Source organism: Curtobacterium sp. MCBA15_008 (assembly GCF_001865065.1).
GTDB lineage: Bacteria > Actinomycetota > Actinomycetes > Actinomycetales > Microbacteriaceae > Curtobacterium.
Genome location: NZ_MJGN01000014.1, coordinates 71,212 through 84,717 on the forward strand (window position 1 = coordinate 71,212; position 13,506 = coordinate 84,717).

Genomic DNA, 13,506 nt, shown 5'->3' on the forward strand with positions numbered 1-13,506 from the left:
CCCGCCCTCCACGGTCGCGGGCGCGCGCGGGTGGCGGCGCGGGTGGTGGCGGTGGCGGCGAGCGTCAGCGACGGAAGCGCCGCTCGACGCCCCACTGGGTGACCCGCAGCATCGCCTCGACCACGATCGAGCGGCTCATCTTGGAGACACCGTGCACGCGGTCGCGGAACCGGATCGGCACCTCGACGATCCGCCCGCCGAGGTCGTCCACCCGCAACGTCATGTCGACCTGGAAGCAGTAGCCCTTCGAGTCGACCGAGTCGAGGTCCATCCGGGCGACGGTGTCGGCGCGGTAGACACGGAACCCGGCGGTGATGTCCCGCACGTCGATCCCGAGCACGAGTCGGGCGTAGGTGTTCGCCCCTCGGCTGAGGGCCTGGCGTCGGAGCGGCCAGTCCACCACGGACCCGCCGGGGACCCAGCGCGAACCGATGGCCAGCGCGACACGGTCGTCGGCGCGCACGGCGTCGACGAGCGCGGGGAGCCGGTCGGCCGGGTGCGAGCCGTCGGCGTCCATCTCGACCAGCAGGGGGTAGCCGCGCTCGAGCCCCCACCGGAAGCCGGCGACGTACGCCGTGCCGAGGCCGAGCTTGCCGCTCCGCTCCAGCAGGTGCACGCGCGGGTCGGCAGCGGCGAGCTCGCGGACGATGTCGGCGGTGCCGTCGGGGCTGCCGTCGTCGACGACGAGCAGGTGCGCGGTGGGCAGGGCGTCGAAGACCGCCGACGTGACGGCGCGGACGTTCTCGGCCTCGTTGTACGTGGGCACGATGACGAGCGCCGAGGGATCCCCCGCGGTCACCGGTTCGTCAGCCGGCGCTTGATCTTGCCCGCGACGCTGCGCGGGCCTTCGGTGCGGAAGTAGTGCACCGCACGGCCGAGGTCGTGGCGGACGCCGTAGAGCTTCTTGCGGTCCGGCACCCGGACACGCATCTGGTGCGCCTCGATCTGCGCGCTCGTCTCGCGGACCGACTTGTCGGCGGCACGGACGGGGTTCCGGCAGAACTCGACGAGCGGGGCGAGGACGTTCTCCCACGTGAACTGCTCGCGCACACGGTCGACGTTGCCGATGAACTCGGCACGGGCCTTCTTGTCGAAGAGGGCCGTCTCGAGGGCGTCAGCGAGCCCGTCGATGTCCTGCTCGTGCACGGCGATCCCGAGCTTCTCGGCGGCGACCAGGTCGCCGAACGAGTCGCCGGCGGTCGTCACGATCGGCAAGCGCGCCCACAGGTAGTCGAGGATGCGCGTGCGGAACGAGAACGTGGTCTCGAGGTGCTCGTAGTGCGTCGACACCCCGGCGTCGGCCTCGAGCAGGTAGGCGCCGCGCTCTTCGTAGGGGATCCAGGCCTCGTTGAAGAACACGTTCTTGCCGGTGAGGCCGAGCGCGTCCGCCTCGGCGCGCACCTTCGCGACGATGTCCATCTCGGGCACGTCGGGGTTCGGGTGCTGCACGCCCATGAAGAAGAGCTTGACGTTCGGACGACGCTCGGCGAGCTGCCCGATCGACCGCACGAGCGTGATCGGGTCGAACCAGTCGTAGATGCCGCCGCCCCAGACGACGAGCTTGTCGTTCTTGCCGATGCCCGGCACGACGCCCTTCACCCGCTGCTGGTCGTGGACGGGCGGCGTCGAGGACAGGCCGAACGGCACGACGCCGATGAGCGAGCGGAGGTCGGGGTCGCGCGAGTAGGTGCGCGCGTTCACGCGACCGGAGCCGGCGAGCTGGCCGAGCCAGAACATCCGCTGCCGCTCGGACGCGCAGATGAAGTAGTCACCGAGTTCGAGCTGGTGGTTGAGCGTGTCGGACGCGTCGAGGATCTGCCGGTTCCACTGGTCGACGTCGTCGCTGCGGCCCTGCTCGAGCTGCTCGAGGTGCAGCGGGTCGTAGACGTCCACCACCAGGATCTTGCGCGTCGACTCGAGGACCGGGAACAGCCGGAGCGCGTGGCCCTGCACGATGACGACGTCGGCCCAGGCCTCGTGCTCGACCATCTGGCGCGGGTGGCGGTGCGGCACCGTGACGACCTCGTACGACGGGTCGATCGGCGAGGAGCGCGTCAGGCTGATGACGCGGACGTCGTGCTCGTTCGCGAGCTGCTTCGCCATCTGGGTGGCGCGGATCGCCGGACCCGCCATCTTCTCGCCGATGGAGTCGCCGGTGATGATGAGGATCCGACGCCGGGTGCCGACCTCGAGCACGCCGAGGGAGTGCACGATCTTGTCGTAGCCGGCGAGGTAGTTCTCGATCGGGTAGGCGGGCTCGTCGCGGTTGCCGAACAGGCGGAGGAGCTCGCGGTCGCTGCGGACACGGGTCGCCTGGATCTCACGACGGGACTCGGTCATCGACGGCAGCTGCTCGACGAACTGGTCGACGCCGTAGATGCCCGCCATGCTCGTCTTCGGCACCGGGATCGTCGGCACGGCGTCGTCGCCGGGGTTCCGCAGGTCGAGCTCCGTCGAGTCGAGCTCGCCACGGCCGACGGCGCGGCGGACCGCCAGGGCGAGCGACCCGGGCAGCGCGGCGGCGAGCTGCTCGTCGCCGAGGTTCTTGTAGAGCGTGAAGAGGGCGTTGCGCTCGAGGAGGTACGTCTCGCGGAAGTCCCCGAACTTGTTCATCGACGCGTGGTGCTTGTGGAACGCGACCGACTTCGGCTGGTACCGGAAGCGCCAGCCGAGCAGGTTGAGCCGCCAGCCGAGGTCGACGTCCTCGTAGAACATGAAGTAGCGGTCGTCGAAGCCGCCCAGCTGCTCGAAGAGCTCTGCGCGGATGAACATCGCCGCGCCGGTGCCGAACAGCACGTCCGTCTCGGACTCCCAGCGGCCGGTGTCGGGCGACCCGGCGAAGGGCTTGTAGCCCATGCCGTACCAGGTCATCGCGGCCTCGGTGAAGTCGACGTTGACGCCCTCCCAGTCGAGGACCTTCGACGCGACCGCGCCGATGTCGGCGCCGGACGCGAACGTCGCCATCGCCTCGCGCACCCAGCCGGTGTCGGGGCGGGCGTCGTTGTTGAGGAACGCCACGATCTCGCCGGAGGAGTGCTCGACGCCGAGGTTGCAGCCGCCGGTGAAGCCGAGGTTCTGGCCGGAGTCGACGAAGGTGAAGTCGAGGTCGGAGGCCTTCAGCCGGCCGACGTGCTCCGCACCCGAGCCGTTGTCGACGACGATCACCTCGAGCCGGTCCTGCGGCCAGTCCTGCTTGCGGAGCTCGGCGATGCTCGTCAGCGTGTCGTCCGTGCCCTTGTAGTTCACGAGGACGACGGAGACGACTCCTGGCTTGCGCTCTGTCACGGCGAGTTCCTCCAGCGGCTGCCGCACACGCGGCGTGGATCATCGGTGGTGCGACCGTCGGGGGTGCCCGTCGGCCGACATCACCCTACAAGGCAGAGCACGCCGCTCCCCTGAGATCGCGGTGGGTTCGGGCACAATGGCACACGGCCCCCACCCGGCCGCCCCAGCCCGCCGCGCTCCGGTCCGACCCGTCGCGGCGGTCTCCTCCCCAGACCCGGAGCCCCCGTGACCCAGCCCTCGATCCCGCTCTCCCCCGCTTCCTCCCCCCTCGCCGACGAGTACGCCGCCCTCGCGCGCGGCGAGCACGCCGTCGGTCCGCGGGGCACCGTCCGCTTCGCCGTGTCGACGTACGACCCAGCCGAGGGGAAGGGCGACCTGTTCGTGGCGCTCGGCCTCGCGCGGGCGCTCCGCGCCGAGGGCTGGGGTGTCGACCTGTGGCCCATCCCGCGCTGGGCGGACGACGTGCCGGCGGACACGACGGTGCTCGTGAGCATGATCGAGTCGTTCGTGCCGGGGCTCGTCCCGTCGGGGACGGCGACCGTCGCCTGGGTCCGCAACTGGACCGCGCAGTGGGCGTCGCTGCCGTACCTCGCCGAGTACGACGCCGTCTGGGCGTCCTCGTCGATCGCCGCCGAGGAGCTCGCCGGTGCGGTGGGGCACCCGGTGGAAGTCGTCCCGATCGGCGTCGACCTCGACCTCTTCACCACCGAGCCAGGTGGCACCACCGAGACCGGCGGCACCCCGACCCCGCGCTCCGACCGCACGGTGACGACCGTCAACTTCTGGGGCGCCCGCCGCGGCGTCCAGGACGTCCTGCAGCAGGTCGCGCCCGTCGAGCCGATCGTCTGGTTCGCCGCGAACGTCGACCACGTCGACGCCGCGCCCGGCGTCGAGCTCCGTCCCGCGGTGTCCTACTTCGCGTTGCCCGAGGTCTACCGGGCCGCCGCGTTCGTCGTCGACGACGTCATCGCGCCGGCCGCCGAGTTCGGCACCCTGAACTCGCGGCTGTACGAGTCACTCGCCTGCGGCGCGCTGCCGGTCACGACCTGCGCGCTCGGCCTCGACGAGCTCGGGCTGGCCGACGTGCCGGTGTTCACCGACGCACCGTCCCTCGAGCGCGTCCTCGCGATGCCGACCGCCGAGCGCGACGCCCTCGCCGAGCGGCTCCGGGCGGTGGTCGTCGATCGGCACTCCTACGCCGCCCGCGCCGCGCAGGTCTCGCCGTCGCTCGACGCCGTGGTCGCCCGCGCCGCCACCCGCAGCGGACCCAGGGACCCGTTGCTGCGCTGGGCCGCCCTGCAGCGGGAGGTGCTCCGCGAGGTGGAGCGCGAGCGCGACCTCCACCGATCCGGCGTCGAGGACATCAACCGCCGGCTCATCGTCTCCGAGGAGGCGGTCGCGGTCCTCGACCGCGCTCGACGCACCGCCGAGCAGGGGCAGCACGACGCCCGGGTCGAGCGGGACGCCCTCGCGGTCCGGTACGACGCGCTCACGCACTCGGCCGAGTTCCGGGTCCTCGACAGGCTCGGCGGCGTCGCCCGAGCGCTCCGTCGCCGGAGCTGACGGCCGGCCGACGACGCAGGCCGGCCGGGGTGGTGGAAGCCAGCCCGGAACGGACGGGAGGCGCGGTGCCAGCTGGCACCGCGCCTCCCGTCGTTCGCGGCTGACGTCCTACTTGACCGTCAGCGACCGGCAGATCTGCGTGTTCTGCCCCGCGCCCTGGTTGATGGCGTAGACGCACACGTTGGTCGCTCCCGAGGGCCGACCGGTGAAGGTCGCGTCGAACTGGTGGTTCGCGCCGAAGCCGGCGTAGGCCGTCGCGAGCGACGCCTTCGCCTGGTCAGCCGCGATCGACTTGCCGCTCGCACCGTCGAAGTAGACGTGGACGCGGACGGACGCCTTCGTGTCCGGGTCGATCGCCCAGCCACGGACCCGGACCGTGTCCGCGCTCGGCGAGGAGACCTCGTCGAGCAGGAGGGTCGGGTTGCCGCTGGCCGCCGCCACCTTCGTGCAGGAGCTCGTGTCCGAGCCGCCGCCGGTGTTCTTCGCCACCACGCAGACCGTGTGCGAGCCCGGGCCGATGCCGGTGAGCTTCTGCTGGTACCCGTGGGCCGCCCCGTAGCCGGGGTGCGCGGTGTCGAAGCCCTTCGCGGCCTGGTTCGCCGTCCCGGTCGCGACCTGCTTGCCGTCGACGGTGTACCGCAGGGCGACCGCCGACACGGTGTCCGGGTCGAAGGCCGTCCCGCTCACCGTCATCGCACCGAGCCCGGCCGCCGACGCCTGACCGACGGTCACCTTCGGCGAACCGGTCGGCGTCGAGAACGGCTTGCAGATGCTCGCGTTGACGTTCTTCGGTCCGGTGTTGATCGCGATGATGCACAGGTTGTGCTTGCCCGCGGAGATGCCCGACTTCTCGAGCCGGTAGCCGTGCTTGTCACCGAAGCCGGGCTTCGCGCTGTTCAGGCCCGACTTGAGCTGGTCCGCCGCGATGTTGGCGACACCCTTGCCGTCGAGGTAGAAGTGCACGCGGATCGTCCCGGTCGTGTCCGGGTCGATCGCCCAGCCACGGGCGACGAAGCTCCCCGGCGCCTTGGACGCGACCTCGTCGACCGCGAGCCAGGGGTAGCCGGTCGGCTGCGTGACCGACTTCGTGGCGATCTGGGTCCAGCTGCCGCTCGACAGGTCCTTCGCGTAGACGCGCACGGTCTGGGTTCCGGCCGGGAAGCCCTTCAGCGACCCCGAGTACCCGTGGTTGTCGCCGTAGCCCGGCTTCGCCGCGTTGAGACCGGCCTTCTTCTGGTTGGCAGAGAGGGTGCCGAGCGTCTTGTTCCCGGCACGGACCTGCACCTGGGTCGCCGACGTCGTGTCGCGGTCGATGGCCCACCCACGGATCGTCAGCGTGCCGGCCACGGCCGAGGCCGCGTCGATGACACCGGTCGGGGTGCCACCCGAGATGCTGACGTCACGGCACTCGAGCAGGGTGTTCGAACCGGGGCCGGTGTTGATGCCGAAGACGCACACGTTGTGCTTGCCGGCGCTGAGGCCGGAGAGCGTCGTCGAGAACCCGTGCGCGGTGTTGCTCGAACCGAGGCGCGCGGCCAGGTCCGTCCGGTTCGCGTTCGCCATGACCGACGCCTTGCCGACGCCGTCGACGTAGATCTGCGCCTTGATGGCGGCGGTGGTGTCCGGGTCGGCCGTCCACCCACCGACCGTCACCTGGCGGAAGCCCGGGGTGAGCGAGTCGAGGCTGCCGATCGGCGACGACCCACCGGTCGGCGAGCCGAACCAGTCGGTGTACATGCGCCAGAAGTTGCGGTTGCCGTAGGCCGAGCAGCTGTCACCCGAGCCGTAGAGGTTCGACATGGCGGCGGTGTTCGGCGTGTACGGCGTGTAGATGTACAGCCCCGCGGTCGCCTGGTTCTTGATGTAGACGGTCTTCCGGCCGCACGCGGCGTTCGGGTTGTAGAGGATCGCGTTGTTGCGACCGGCCTGGTACGCCCAGGAGGTCGGGGTCGCCTGGTAGCGCTTGAACTGCAGCGCCGCGGCGTACACCTGCTGCGCGAACCCACGGTAGGCCGGGTCGCACGGGGCGGTGTCGGGGCACGCGAAGCCGGTGGCGTGCTGGTACATCCAGTTCGTCGGCCTCGACGTCGCGATGATGCCCTGCTCCTTCTCGAGCAGGACGATGAGCGCCTTCTGGCTCACGCCGCACGCGGCACCGACCTGGGCGATGATCGTCGCGGCCGACTTGTTGCCGCCGGCGATCGCGGAGCACCGACCGGAGACGGCCTTGATGGTGCTGACGTTCTGCGTGAAGTTCTTCAGGCAGACGGGACCGCCGGACTGCTGCTTGCAGTTCGCGGCGACGCTGTTGAGGAACGACTGCACGCTGGAGCCGCTCATCGCCGAACCGTTGTAGAAGTTCGCGTCGCTGATGATGTTGCCCGGGTCGAAGCCCGCCGCGGTCGCGGCCGACGCCGACTCGGTGGTCGTCGCCTCGGACACGAGCGTGCCGAAGGTCAGACCGCTGACGGCGATCGCGAGCGCGGCGACCATGCCGAGGGCGGAGCGGATCGGACGCCGTCGTCCGTCGTTCGTGTGGGTGGAACGCATCACGGCACCTCCGCCGTCATCGGGTCGGAGGTGGTCGACTGCGACCCCACCGAGTACTTGAGCGTGATCGACCAGGTGCCGGTCGACACCTGGGACGCGGGGAACGACGCCTGCGCGCAGTTCACGGACGAGGCACTCGCCTCCGCCGCGGTGGTCAGGGTCCGGGTCACACCGCTCTTGGTCGCGGTGAACGTGCACGTGCCGCCGGCGTTCGTGGTGCCGGAGACGAGACCGCCCGCCTGCAGGGTCTTCGAGCCGGCGTCCCACCCGGAGAAGGTGACGAGGGCGGTCGCCGGGAAGTCCGACGGATCGGTGTCGGGCTGCGCGGTCTGACCGCTGCCGGGGAACGCCGTGGGGACGTCGCCGGCGTCGTCGTCACCGGTCGACGGGTCGTCGGTGCCCTGGGTGGGGGCGGTCGACGGGGTCTCGGTGGCGGTCGCCGTCGGCGTGGCCGAAGCCGTCGCGGACGCACTGCGTGTGGGTGAGGGAGTGGGGTCGTCTCCGCCGGCGGAACAACCCGCCGCGAGGAGACTGAGAGCACCGACCACCGCGAGCGCAGCGATCGGCCGTGGAGCAAGCTGCATGCTGACGGGCCGTCCTGTGGATGTTGACAAGGGTCCGGGTTGCGACAACGGTAACCCCAAAGTGAAGGTTGAGGGTTGAATCCGTCGACTTTCACCCCCGCTCGGGGTGCACGACGGCTGTCGCGCAGCGTTGGCCGGACTGCCGGGTCGCCCAGGCGTGCCCGGATGCCCGGTGAGTATGCTGTTCCGGTCCTGCCCCCACGAACGAAGAGACACATGGTCGATCAAGCCCGCATGGCGGCGCTCGCGAAGGAGCCCCTCGTCGTGATCGGCGCTCCGACGAGTGCCATCCGAGGAACCTGGCGAGAGCTGCGCGACGTCTTCCGGCAGCGCGAGATGCTCGGCATGCTCATCCGCCGCGACCTCAAGGCGCGGTACAAGGACTCGGCGCTCGGGTTCGTGTGGACGCTGGTCCGTCCGCTGACCCAGCTCCTCATCTACTACTTCGTGATGGGACAGATCCTCGGCGCCGCGAAGGGCATCGACAACTTCGCCATCTACGTCTTCACCGGCCTCAGCGCGTACACGCTGTTCAGCGAGATCGTCGCGGGGTCCACCAGCTCGATCGTCGGCAACTCAGGGCTCATCAAGAAGGTCTACGTCCCGCGCGAGGTCTTCCCGCTCGCGAGCGTCGGTGCCGCCCTGGTGAACTACGTCATCCAGTTCGGCATCCTCATCGCAGCCACGATCGTGATCGGGGTGTTCCCCTTCCACGAGGGGCTCGTCTACCTGATCCCCTCGCTGCTGGTGATCCTGGTCTACGGGTGCGCGATCGGCCTGGTGCTCGCCGCGCTGAACGTCTACCTGCGCGACGTGCAGTTCGTGATCGACGTCGGTCTGATGGTGCTCCTGTGGGCCTCGCCCATCGTGTACTCGTACTCGATGGTGATCGAGCGGCTCAAGGTGGACTGGATCCTCGCCGTCTACACGAACAACCCGCTGACCCTGTCGGTCCTGGGCATGCAGAACGCGATCTGGCTCCACGACCCGACGAAGGTGGTCTACCCCGACCACCTCATGCTCCGTCTCGGCATCGCCTTCGTGATCGGGCTGTTCTGCCTGCTCGGGGCGCAGCGGGTCTTCTCCCGCCTGCAGGGCAACTTCGCGCAGGAGCTCTAGACCATGGCCATCAGCACCCCCGTCGCCCCGTCGACGTCCGGCGCCACCGCCGAGCGCCCCGACGTCATCGTCATCGACCACGTCCGCAAGCGCTTCGTCGTCCGCAAGGACAACACGATCCGCGAGCGCATCGTCACGCTCGGCCGCGCCGGCCGGAAGCACCGCCAGGACTTCTGGGCACTCGACGACGTCACCGTGTCGATCCAGGCCGGCACCACCGTCGGTCTCATCGGCCAGAACGGTTCGGGCAAGTCCACGCTGCTCAAGGCCATCGGCGGGATCATCCAGCCGACGTCCGGCACCGTCGCGCGTCGCGGTCGCCTGGCCGCCCTGCTCGAGCTCGGCGCCGGCTTCCACCCGGACCTGTCCGGCCGCGAGAACGTGTTCCTGAACGCGGCCCTGCTCGGCCTGAGCCGCAAGGAGACCGAGGAGCGCTTCGACGACATCCTCGCGTTCTCCGGCATCGGCGACTTCATCGACACCCAGGTGAAGTTCTACTCATCCGGCATGTACGTGCGGCTCGCCTTCGCGGTGGCCGTGCACACCGACCCCGACGTGCTCCTGGTCGACGAGGTCCTCGCCGTCGGCGACGAGGCCTTCCAGCGCAAGTGCCTCGACCGCATCCGCTCCTTCCAAGAGCAGGGGAAGACGATCATCATCGTCACGCACTCGCTCAGCCAGGTGCAGGAGATGTGCGACCGTGTGGTCCTGCTCAACAAGGGCAAGGTCCTGCACGACGGCGACGCGGTCGAGGCGGTCAGCAAGTTCCGCGACGTGCTCGAGGAGCGCCGCTCCGGCGAGCTCAGCGCGGACGTCGCCGTCGGGCGCGGCACCGTGCTCGGCGCCTCCGTGCACGCCGACGGCAAGCAGCACCGCGACCAGGTCGTCCCCGGCGACGACCTCATCGTGGACATGGAGTTCGAGCACCTCGACGGCGTCGCCGACTGGGAGGCCGCGGTGCAGATCAACAACACCGCCGGCCAGGTCGTCTACGGCACCACCACCGGCATCATGGGGATCCACCTCGAGCCCCTGCACGGTCGACGGAAGCTCCGACTCCGCATCGCGGACACGAACTTCGGCACCGGCAAGTACTTCATCAACGTGTCGATGATGGACTCCGCCGGTCGGCACCTCCACGACCTGCCGGAGTGCGACTCGTTCGAGGTCCCCTCGTTCGGCGACGCCGTCGGCAGCGTCTACGCCAAGCCCTCCATCGAGGAGCTCGACTGACGCCGTCCGGCGACGACCTCCGCACGGCGGTCGTCGTCGTCAACTGGAACCGCGCCGACCTCACCACCCGTGCGGTGCGCGCCGTCCTCGACGAAGGCGCGGCCGACCAGGTGGTCGTGGTCGACAACGGCTCCGACGACGACTCGGTCGCGGTGCTCCGCCGCGACCTGCCGGAGGCGACGGTCCTCGCGCTCGGCATGAACGGCGGGTTCGCCGTCGGGGCGAACGCGGGCATCCGGCACACGGACGCCGACCTCGTGGTCCTCCTGAACAACGACGCCGAGCCCGCTCCGGGGTTCGTCGCGGCCCTCCGCGACCACCTCGCCACCGCCCCCGCGGCCGTCGCCGCGGTGACGGGCCGCATCGTGCTCGCCGGGCGCTGGACGCGCCTCCCGGCCGGTGCCGCCGCAGCACCGGACCAACGCGCCCTGCGGGACCACGACGGCCACCTGTGGGTGCCGTCGCCGGACGGCGAGGTCCGGCTCAACTCGACCGGTGTCCGCGTCGACCGGGCCGGCAACGGGTCCGACCGCGACTGGTTCGCGCCGGCCGACCGGGTCGCCGACACGGCCGTCTTCGGCTTCTCCGGCGGTGCCGCCGCGATCCGACGAGCCGCCCTCGACGACGTCGGGCTGCTCGACGAATCGCTCTTCATGTACTACGAGGACACCGAGCTCGCCTGGCGCCTCCGCCGGCGCGGCTGGCGGGTCGAGTACGCCGCCGACGCCGTCGTCGTGCACGACCACTCCGCGTCGTCCGGTGTCCGGAGCGACCTCTTCGTCTTCCGCAACGCCCGCAACCGACTCGTCGTCGCGCTCTGGCACGCGCCGTGGCCGACGGTGCTCCGCGCCGCCGTCCGCACCCTCGCGCGCGGCCTCCGGGGCCTGGCCGGCAGCTCCACCCGACGGGAGGCGCGGCTCGTCCTGGCAGCACTGGCCGACGTGGTCGGGCACCTCCCCGCGCACCTCGCGCGGCGCGTCCGGCAGCAGCGGGTCGCGTCCGTCCCGCGCGGAGCGGTGGAACCCGGCGCATGAGCGGGTCGGGCTATCCTGGTCACTCCCCCGTCGACGGTCCCGGCCGCGGCGTCCCCGCACGGAAGGAACCCCGCGTGCCGCAGCTCACCGTCCTCATCGACGGGACCGCGGTACCGGAGAACCTCGGCGGCGTCGGCCGCTACGTCGAGGGGGTCGTGTCGCACCTGACGGGTCCCGCGCTCGACGTGCACCTCGTCGTCCGCCCGGTGCACGCCGACCACTTCCGCGCGGTCGCTCCGAACGCCACCGTGCACACCGCGCCGTCGTGGACCGACTCGGTGCCACTGCGCTTCCTGTGGGAGCAGACCGGGCTGCCGGCACTCGGCCGTCGGCTGGGCGCCGCGGTCCTGCACTCGCCGCACTACACGTTCCCGTTCACCTGGCGACGGGGTTCGGTGGTCACGCTCCACGACGCCACGTTCTTCTCGAACCCGGAGTGGCACTCCCGCCTGAAGCGCACGTTCTTCACCTGGTGGAGCCGTCGGTCGCTCCGGACCCGTCCCGTCGTGATCGTGCCGAGTGCGGCGACGTCGACCGAGGCCGCCCGCGTGGTCAGCGGCATCCGCGCCGACGTCCGGGTCGCTCCGCTCGGCGTCGACCGCTCCCGCTTCCACGAGCCGTCCACCGCCGAGGTCGAGGACGCCCGGATCGCCGCCGGCCTGCCGGACGACGCGTCGTGGATCGCGTTCCTCGGCACGATCGAGCCGCGCAAGAACGTCACGGCCCTACTCGACGCGTACGCCGCAGTCCGGGGTGCCCGCGACGCCACCGGCTCCCCCACGCCGTGGCTCGTGCTCTCCGGCGCCCGCGGCTGGGACGACGACGCGATCGAGCGACTCGACGCCCTGCAGGACGCCGACCACGTCGTCGAGGCCGGCTACCTGCCGCTCGAGGACCTCTCCGGCTTCCTCGGTGGTGCCGAGTTCGTCGTGTACCCGTCCCTCGGCGAGGGCTTCGGCCTGCCCGTGGTCGAGGCGATGGCCACGGGCGCGTGCGTGCTGACCACCCGCCGGCTCTCGCTGCCCGAGGTCGGTGGCGACGCGGCGGTCTACTCCGAGCCCTCCGCCGGGGACCTCGCCGCCGCGATCGCTTCGCTGCTCGACGACCCCGCCCTCGTCGCGACGCACCGGGCCGCAGCGCTCCGTCGCGCCGAGGACTTCACCTGGGACGCGACCGCCGACGTGCACGTCGCCGCGTACGAGTCGGTCGCCAGGAGCGTACGGTGATCCGGGTCGCCGTCCTCACGGTCACGTACAACACGGGTGAGACGATCCGGCCGTTCCTCGCGAGCGTCGAGGCTGCATCGGCGTCCCCGGTCGCGGTCGTGATCGCCGACAACGGTTCCACCGACATCGACGCGCTCCGCGCCATCGGCGAGTCCTACGGCGCCGTCGTGGTGTCCTCGGGCGGGAACCGCGGCTACGGCGGCGGTATCGATGCCGCCCTCGCCGCGCTCGACGACGTCCTGCCCGACGTGCGCCCCGAGTTCCTGCTCGTCACGAACCCCGACGTCGTGCTCGAACCGGGGTCCATCGACGAGCTCGTCGCCGCGGCCGACCGGCTGCCCGACGGTGGGTCGTTCGGCCCGCGGATCCTCGACGAGCAGGGCGAGACCTACCCGTCCGCGCGGCGGCTCCCCTCGCTCCGCACCGGCCTCGGCCACGCCGCGTTCTCGCGCTTCTGGCCGGCGAACCCGTGGAGTCAGCGGTACTGGTCGACCACGCAGGTCGTCGAGCGCGAGGCCGGCTGGCTGTCCGGGGCGTGCTTCCTCATCCGCACCGACCTGTTCCGGCAGCTCGGGGGCTTCGACGAGTCGTACTTCATGTACTTCGAGGACGTCGACCTCGGGCAGCGCGTCGGTCGGGCCGGGCGGGCGAACGTGTACGTGCCGACGTCGGTCGTGACGCACACCGGAGCGCACTCGACGTCGTCGAACCGGCGCCGCATGGAGATCGAGCACCACCGGAGCGCCTACCGGTTCCTGTCGCGGAAGTACCGGGCGTGGTGGCTGTGGCCGCTCCGTGTCGTGCTGCGCGTCGGCCTGGCCGTCCGGGCGCGCTGGGTCACCCGCAAGTAAGGCCGCGTCCCGTCCCGGCGCGCCCCGCCGTCCCGCCGTCCCGCCGCGCCGTCCCGCAAAA

The 13,506-nt window shown here is 71.1% G+C and carries 10 protein-coding genes; 6 read left to right on the forward strand and 4 right to left on the reverse strand.

Annotated elements, in window-relative coordinates; genetic code table 11:
* Positions 1-64: 64 nt before the first annotated feature.
* Together BIU96_RS07710 and BIU96_RS07715 are read right to left on the reverse strand one after the other, a co-directional pair.
* The gene (locus tag BIU96_RS07710) at positions 65-799 is read right to left on the reverse strand and encodes a polyprenol monophosphomannose synthase (RefSeq protein WP_071292031.1); all 735 of its coding nucleotides are present in this window, start codon (positions 797-799) and stop codon (positions 65-67) included.
* Complete coding sequence (locus BIU96_RS07715; RefSeq protein ID WP_071292045.1) at positions 796-3,285, reverse strand: glycosyltransferase; 2,490 nt, start codon at positions 3,283-3,285, stop codon at positions 796-798. The genes BIU96_RS07710 and BIU96_RS07715 overlap by 4 nt, the downstream gene beginning before the upstream one ends.
* A gap of 225 nt (positions 3,286-3,510) precedes the next feature.
* Here BIU96_RS07715 and BIU96_RS07720 point away from each other — a divergent pair, with 225 nt between their 5' ends.
* Positions 3,511-4,848: a glycosyltransferase gene (locus tag BIU96_RS07720; RefSeq protein WP_071292032.1), complete on the forward strand. Its 1,338-nt coding sequence runs from the start codon at positions 3,511-3,513 to the stop codon at positions 4,846-4,848.
* A gap of 108 nt (positions 4,849-4,956) precedes the next feature.
* Here the strand turns inward: BIU96_RS07720 and BIU96_RS07725 are convergent, their stop codons facing one another.
* Both BIU96_RS07725 and BIU96_RS07730 read right to left on the reverse strand, forming a co-directional pair.
* Complete coding sequence (locus BIU96_RS07725; RefSeq protein WP_071292033.1) at positions 4,957-7,398, reverse strand: hypothetical protein; 2,442 nt, start codon at positions 7,396-7,398, stop codon at positions 4,957-4,959.
* Positions 7,398-7,982, reverse strand: a complete 585-nt coding sequence (locus tag BIU96_RS07730; RefSeq protein WP_071292034.1) for a hypothetical protein — start codon at positions 7,980-7,982, stop codon at positions 7,398-7,400. Before BIU96_RS07730 ends, BIU96_RS07725 begins: the two co-directional genes overlap by 1 nt.
* 216 nt (positions 7,983-8,198) lie before the next feature.
* Here BIU96_RS07730 and BIU96_RS07735 point away from each other — a divergent pair, with 216 nt between their 5' ends.
* The 5 genes from BIU96_RS07735 to BIU96_RS07755 all read left to right on the forward strand — a co-directional run bounded on the left by BIU96_RS07735 (position 8,199) and on the right by BIU96_RS07755 (position 13,445).
* Complete coding sequence (locus BIU96_RS07735) at positions 8,199-9,101, forward strand: ABC transporter permease (protein WP_071292035.1); 903 nt, start codon at positions 8,199-8,201, stop codon at positions 9,099-9,101.
* Positions 9,102-9,104: 3 nt separating this feature from the next.
* Complete coding sequence (locus tag BIU96_RS07740; RefSeq protein ID WP_071292036.1) at positions 9,105-10,334, forward strand: ABC transporter ATP-binding protein; 1,230 nt, start codon at positions 9,105-9,107, stop codon at positions 10,332-10,334.
* Complete coding sequence (locus BIU96_RS07745) at positions 10,253-11,368, forward strand: glycosyltransferase family 2 protein (protein ID WP_139199895.1); 1,116 nt, start codon at positions 10,253-10,255, stop codon at positions 11,366-11,368. The genes BIU96_RS07740 and BIU96_RS07745 overlap by 82 nt, the downstream gene beginning before the upstream one ends.
* 74 nt (positions 11,369-11,442) lie before the next feature.
* Positions 11,443-12,594 (forward strand): glycosyltransferase family 1 protein, encoded by a 1,152-nt coding sequence (locus BIU96_RS07750; RefSeq protein WP_071292037.1) that lies wholly within the window; start codon positions 11,443-11,445, stop codon positions 12,592-12,594.
* Positions 12,591-13,445, forward strand: coding sequence for a glycosyltransferase family 2 protein (locus BIU96_RS07755; protein ID WP_071292038.1), 855 nt, complete (start codon positions 12,591-12,593; stop codon positions 13,443-13,445). The genes BIU96_RS07750 and BIU96_RS07755 overlap by 4 nt, the downstream gene beginning before the upstream one ends.
* Positions 13,446-13,506 lie beyond the last annotated feature (61 nt).

What these genes read in the sequence shown, in the direction of transcription:
- BIU96_RS07725 (WP_071292033.1), bottom strand. Translation starts at nt 7,398, where the DNA reads ATGCGTTCCACCCACACGAACGACGGACGACGGCGTCCGATCCGCTCC.
- BIU96_RS07730 (WP_071292034.1), bottom strand. Translation starts at nt 7,982, where the DNA reads ATGCAGCTTGCTCCACGGCCGATCGCTGCGCTCGCGGTGGTCGGTGCT.
- BIU96_RS07735 (WP_071292035.1), top strand. Translation starts at nt 8,199, where the DNA reads ATGGTCGATCAAGCCCGCATGGCGGCGCTCGCGAAGGAGCCCCTCGTC.
- BIU96_RS07740 (WP_071292036.1), top strand. Translation starts at nt 9,105, where the DNA reads ATGGCCATCAGCACCCCCGTCGCCCCGTCGACGTCCGGCGCCACCGCC.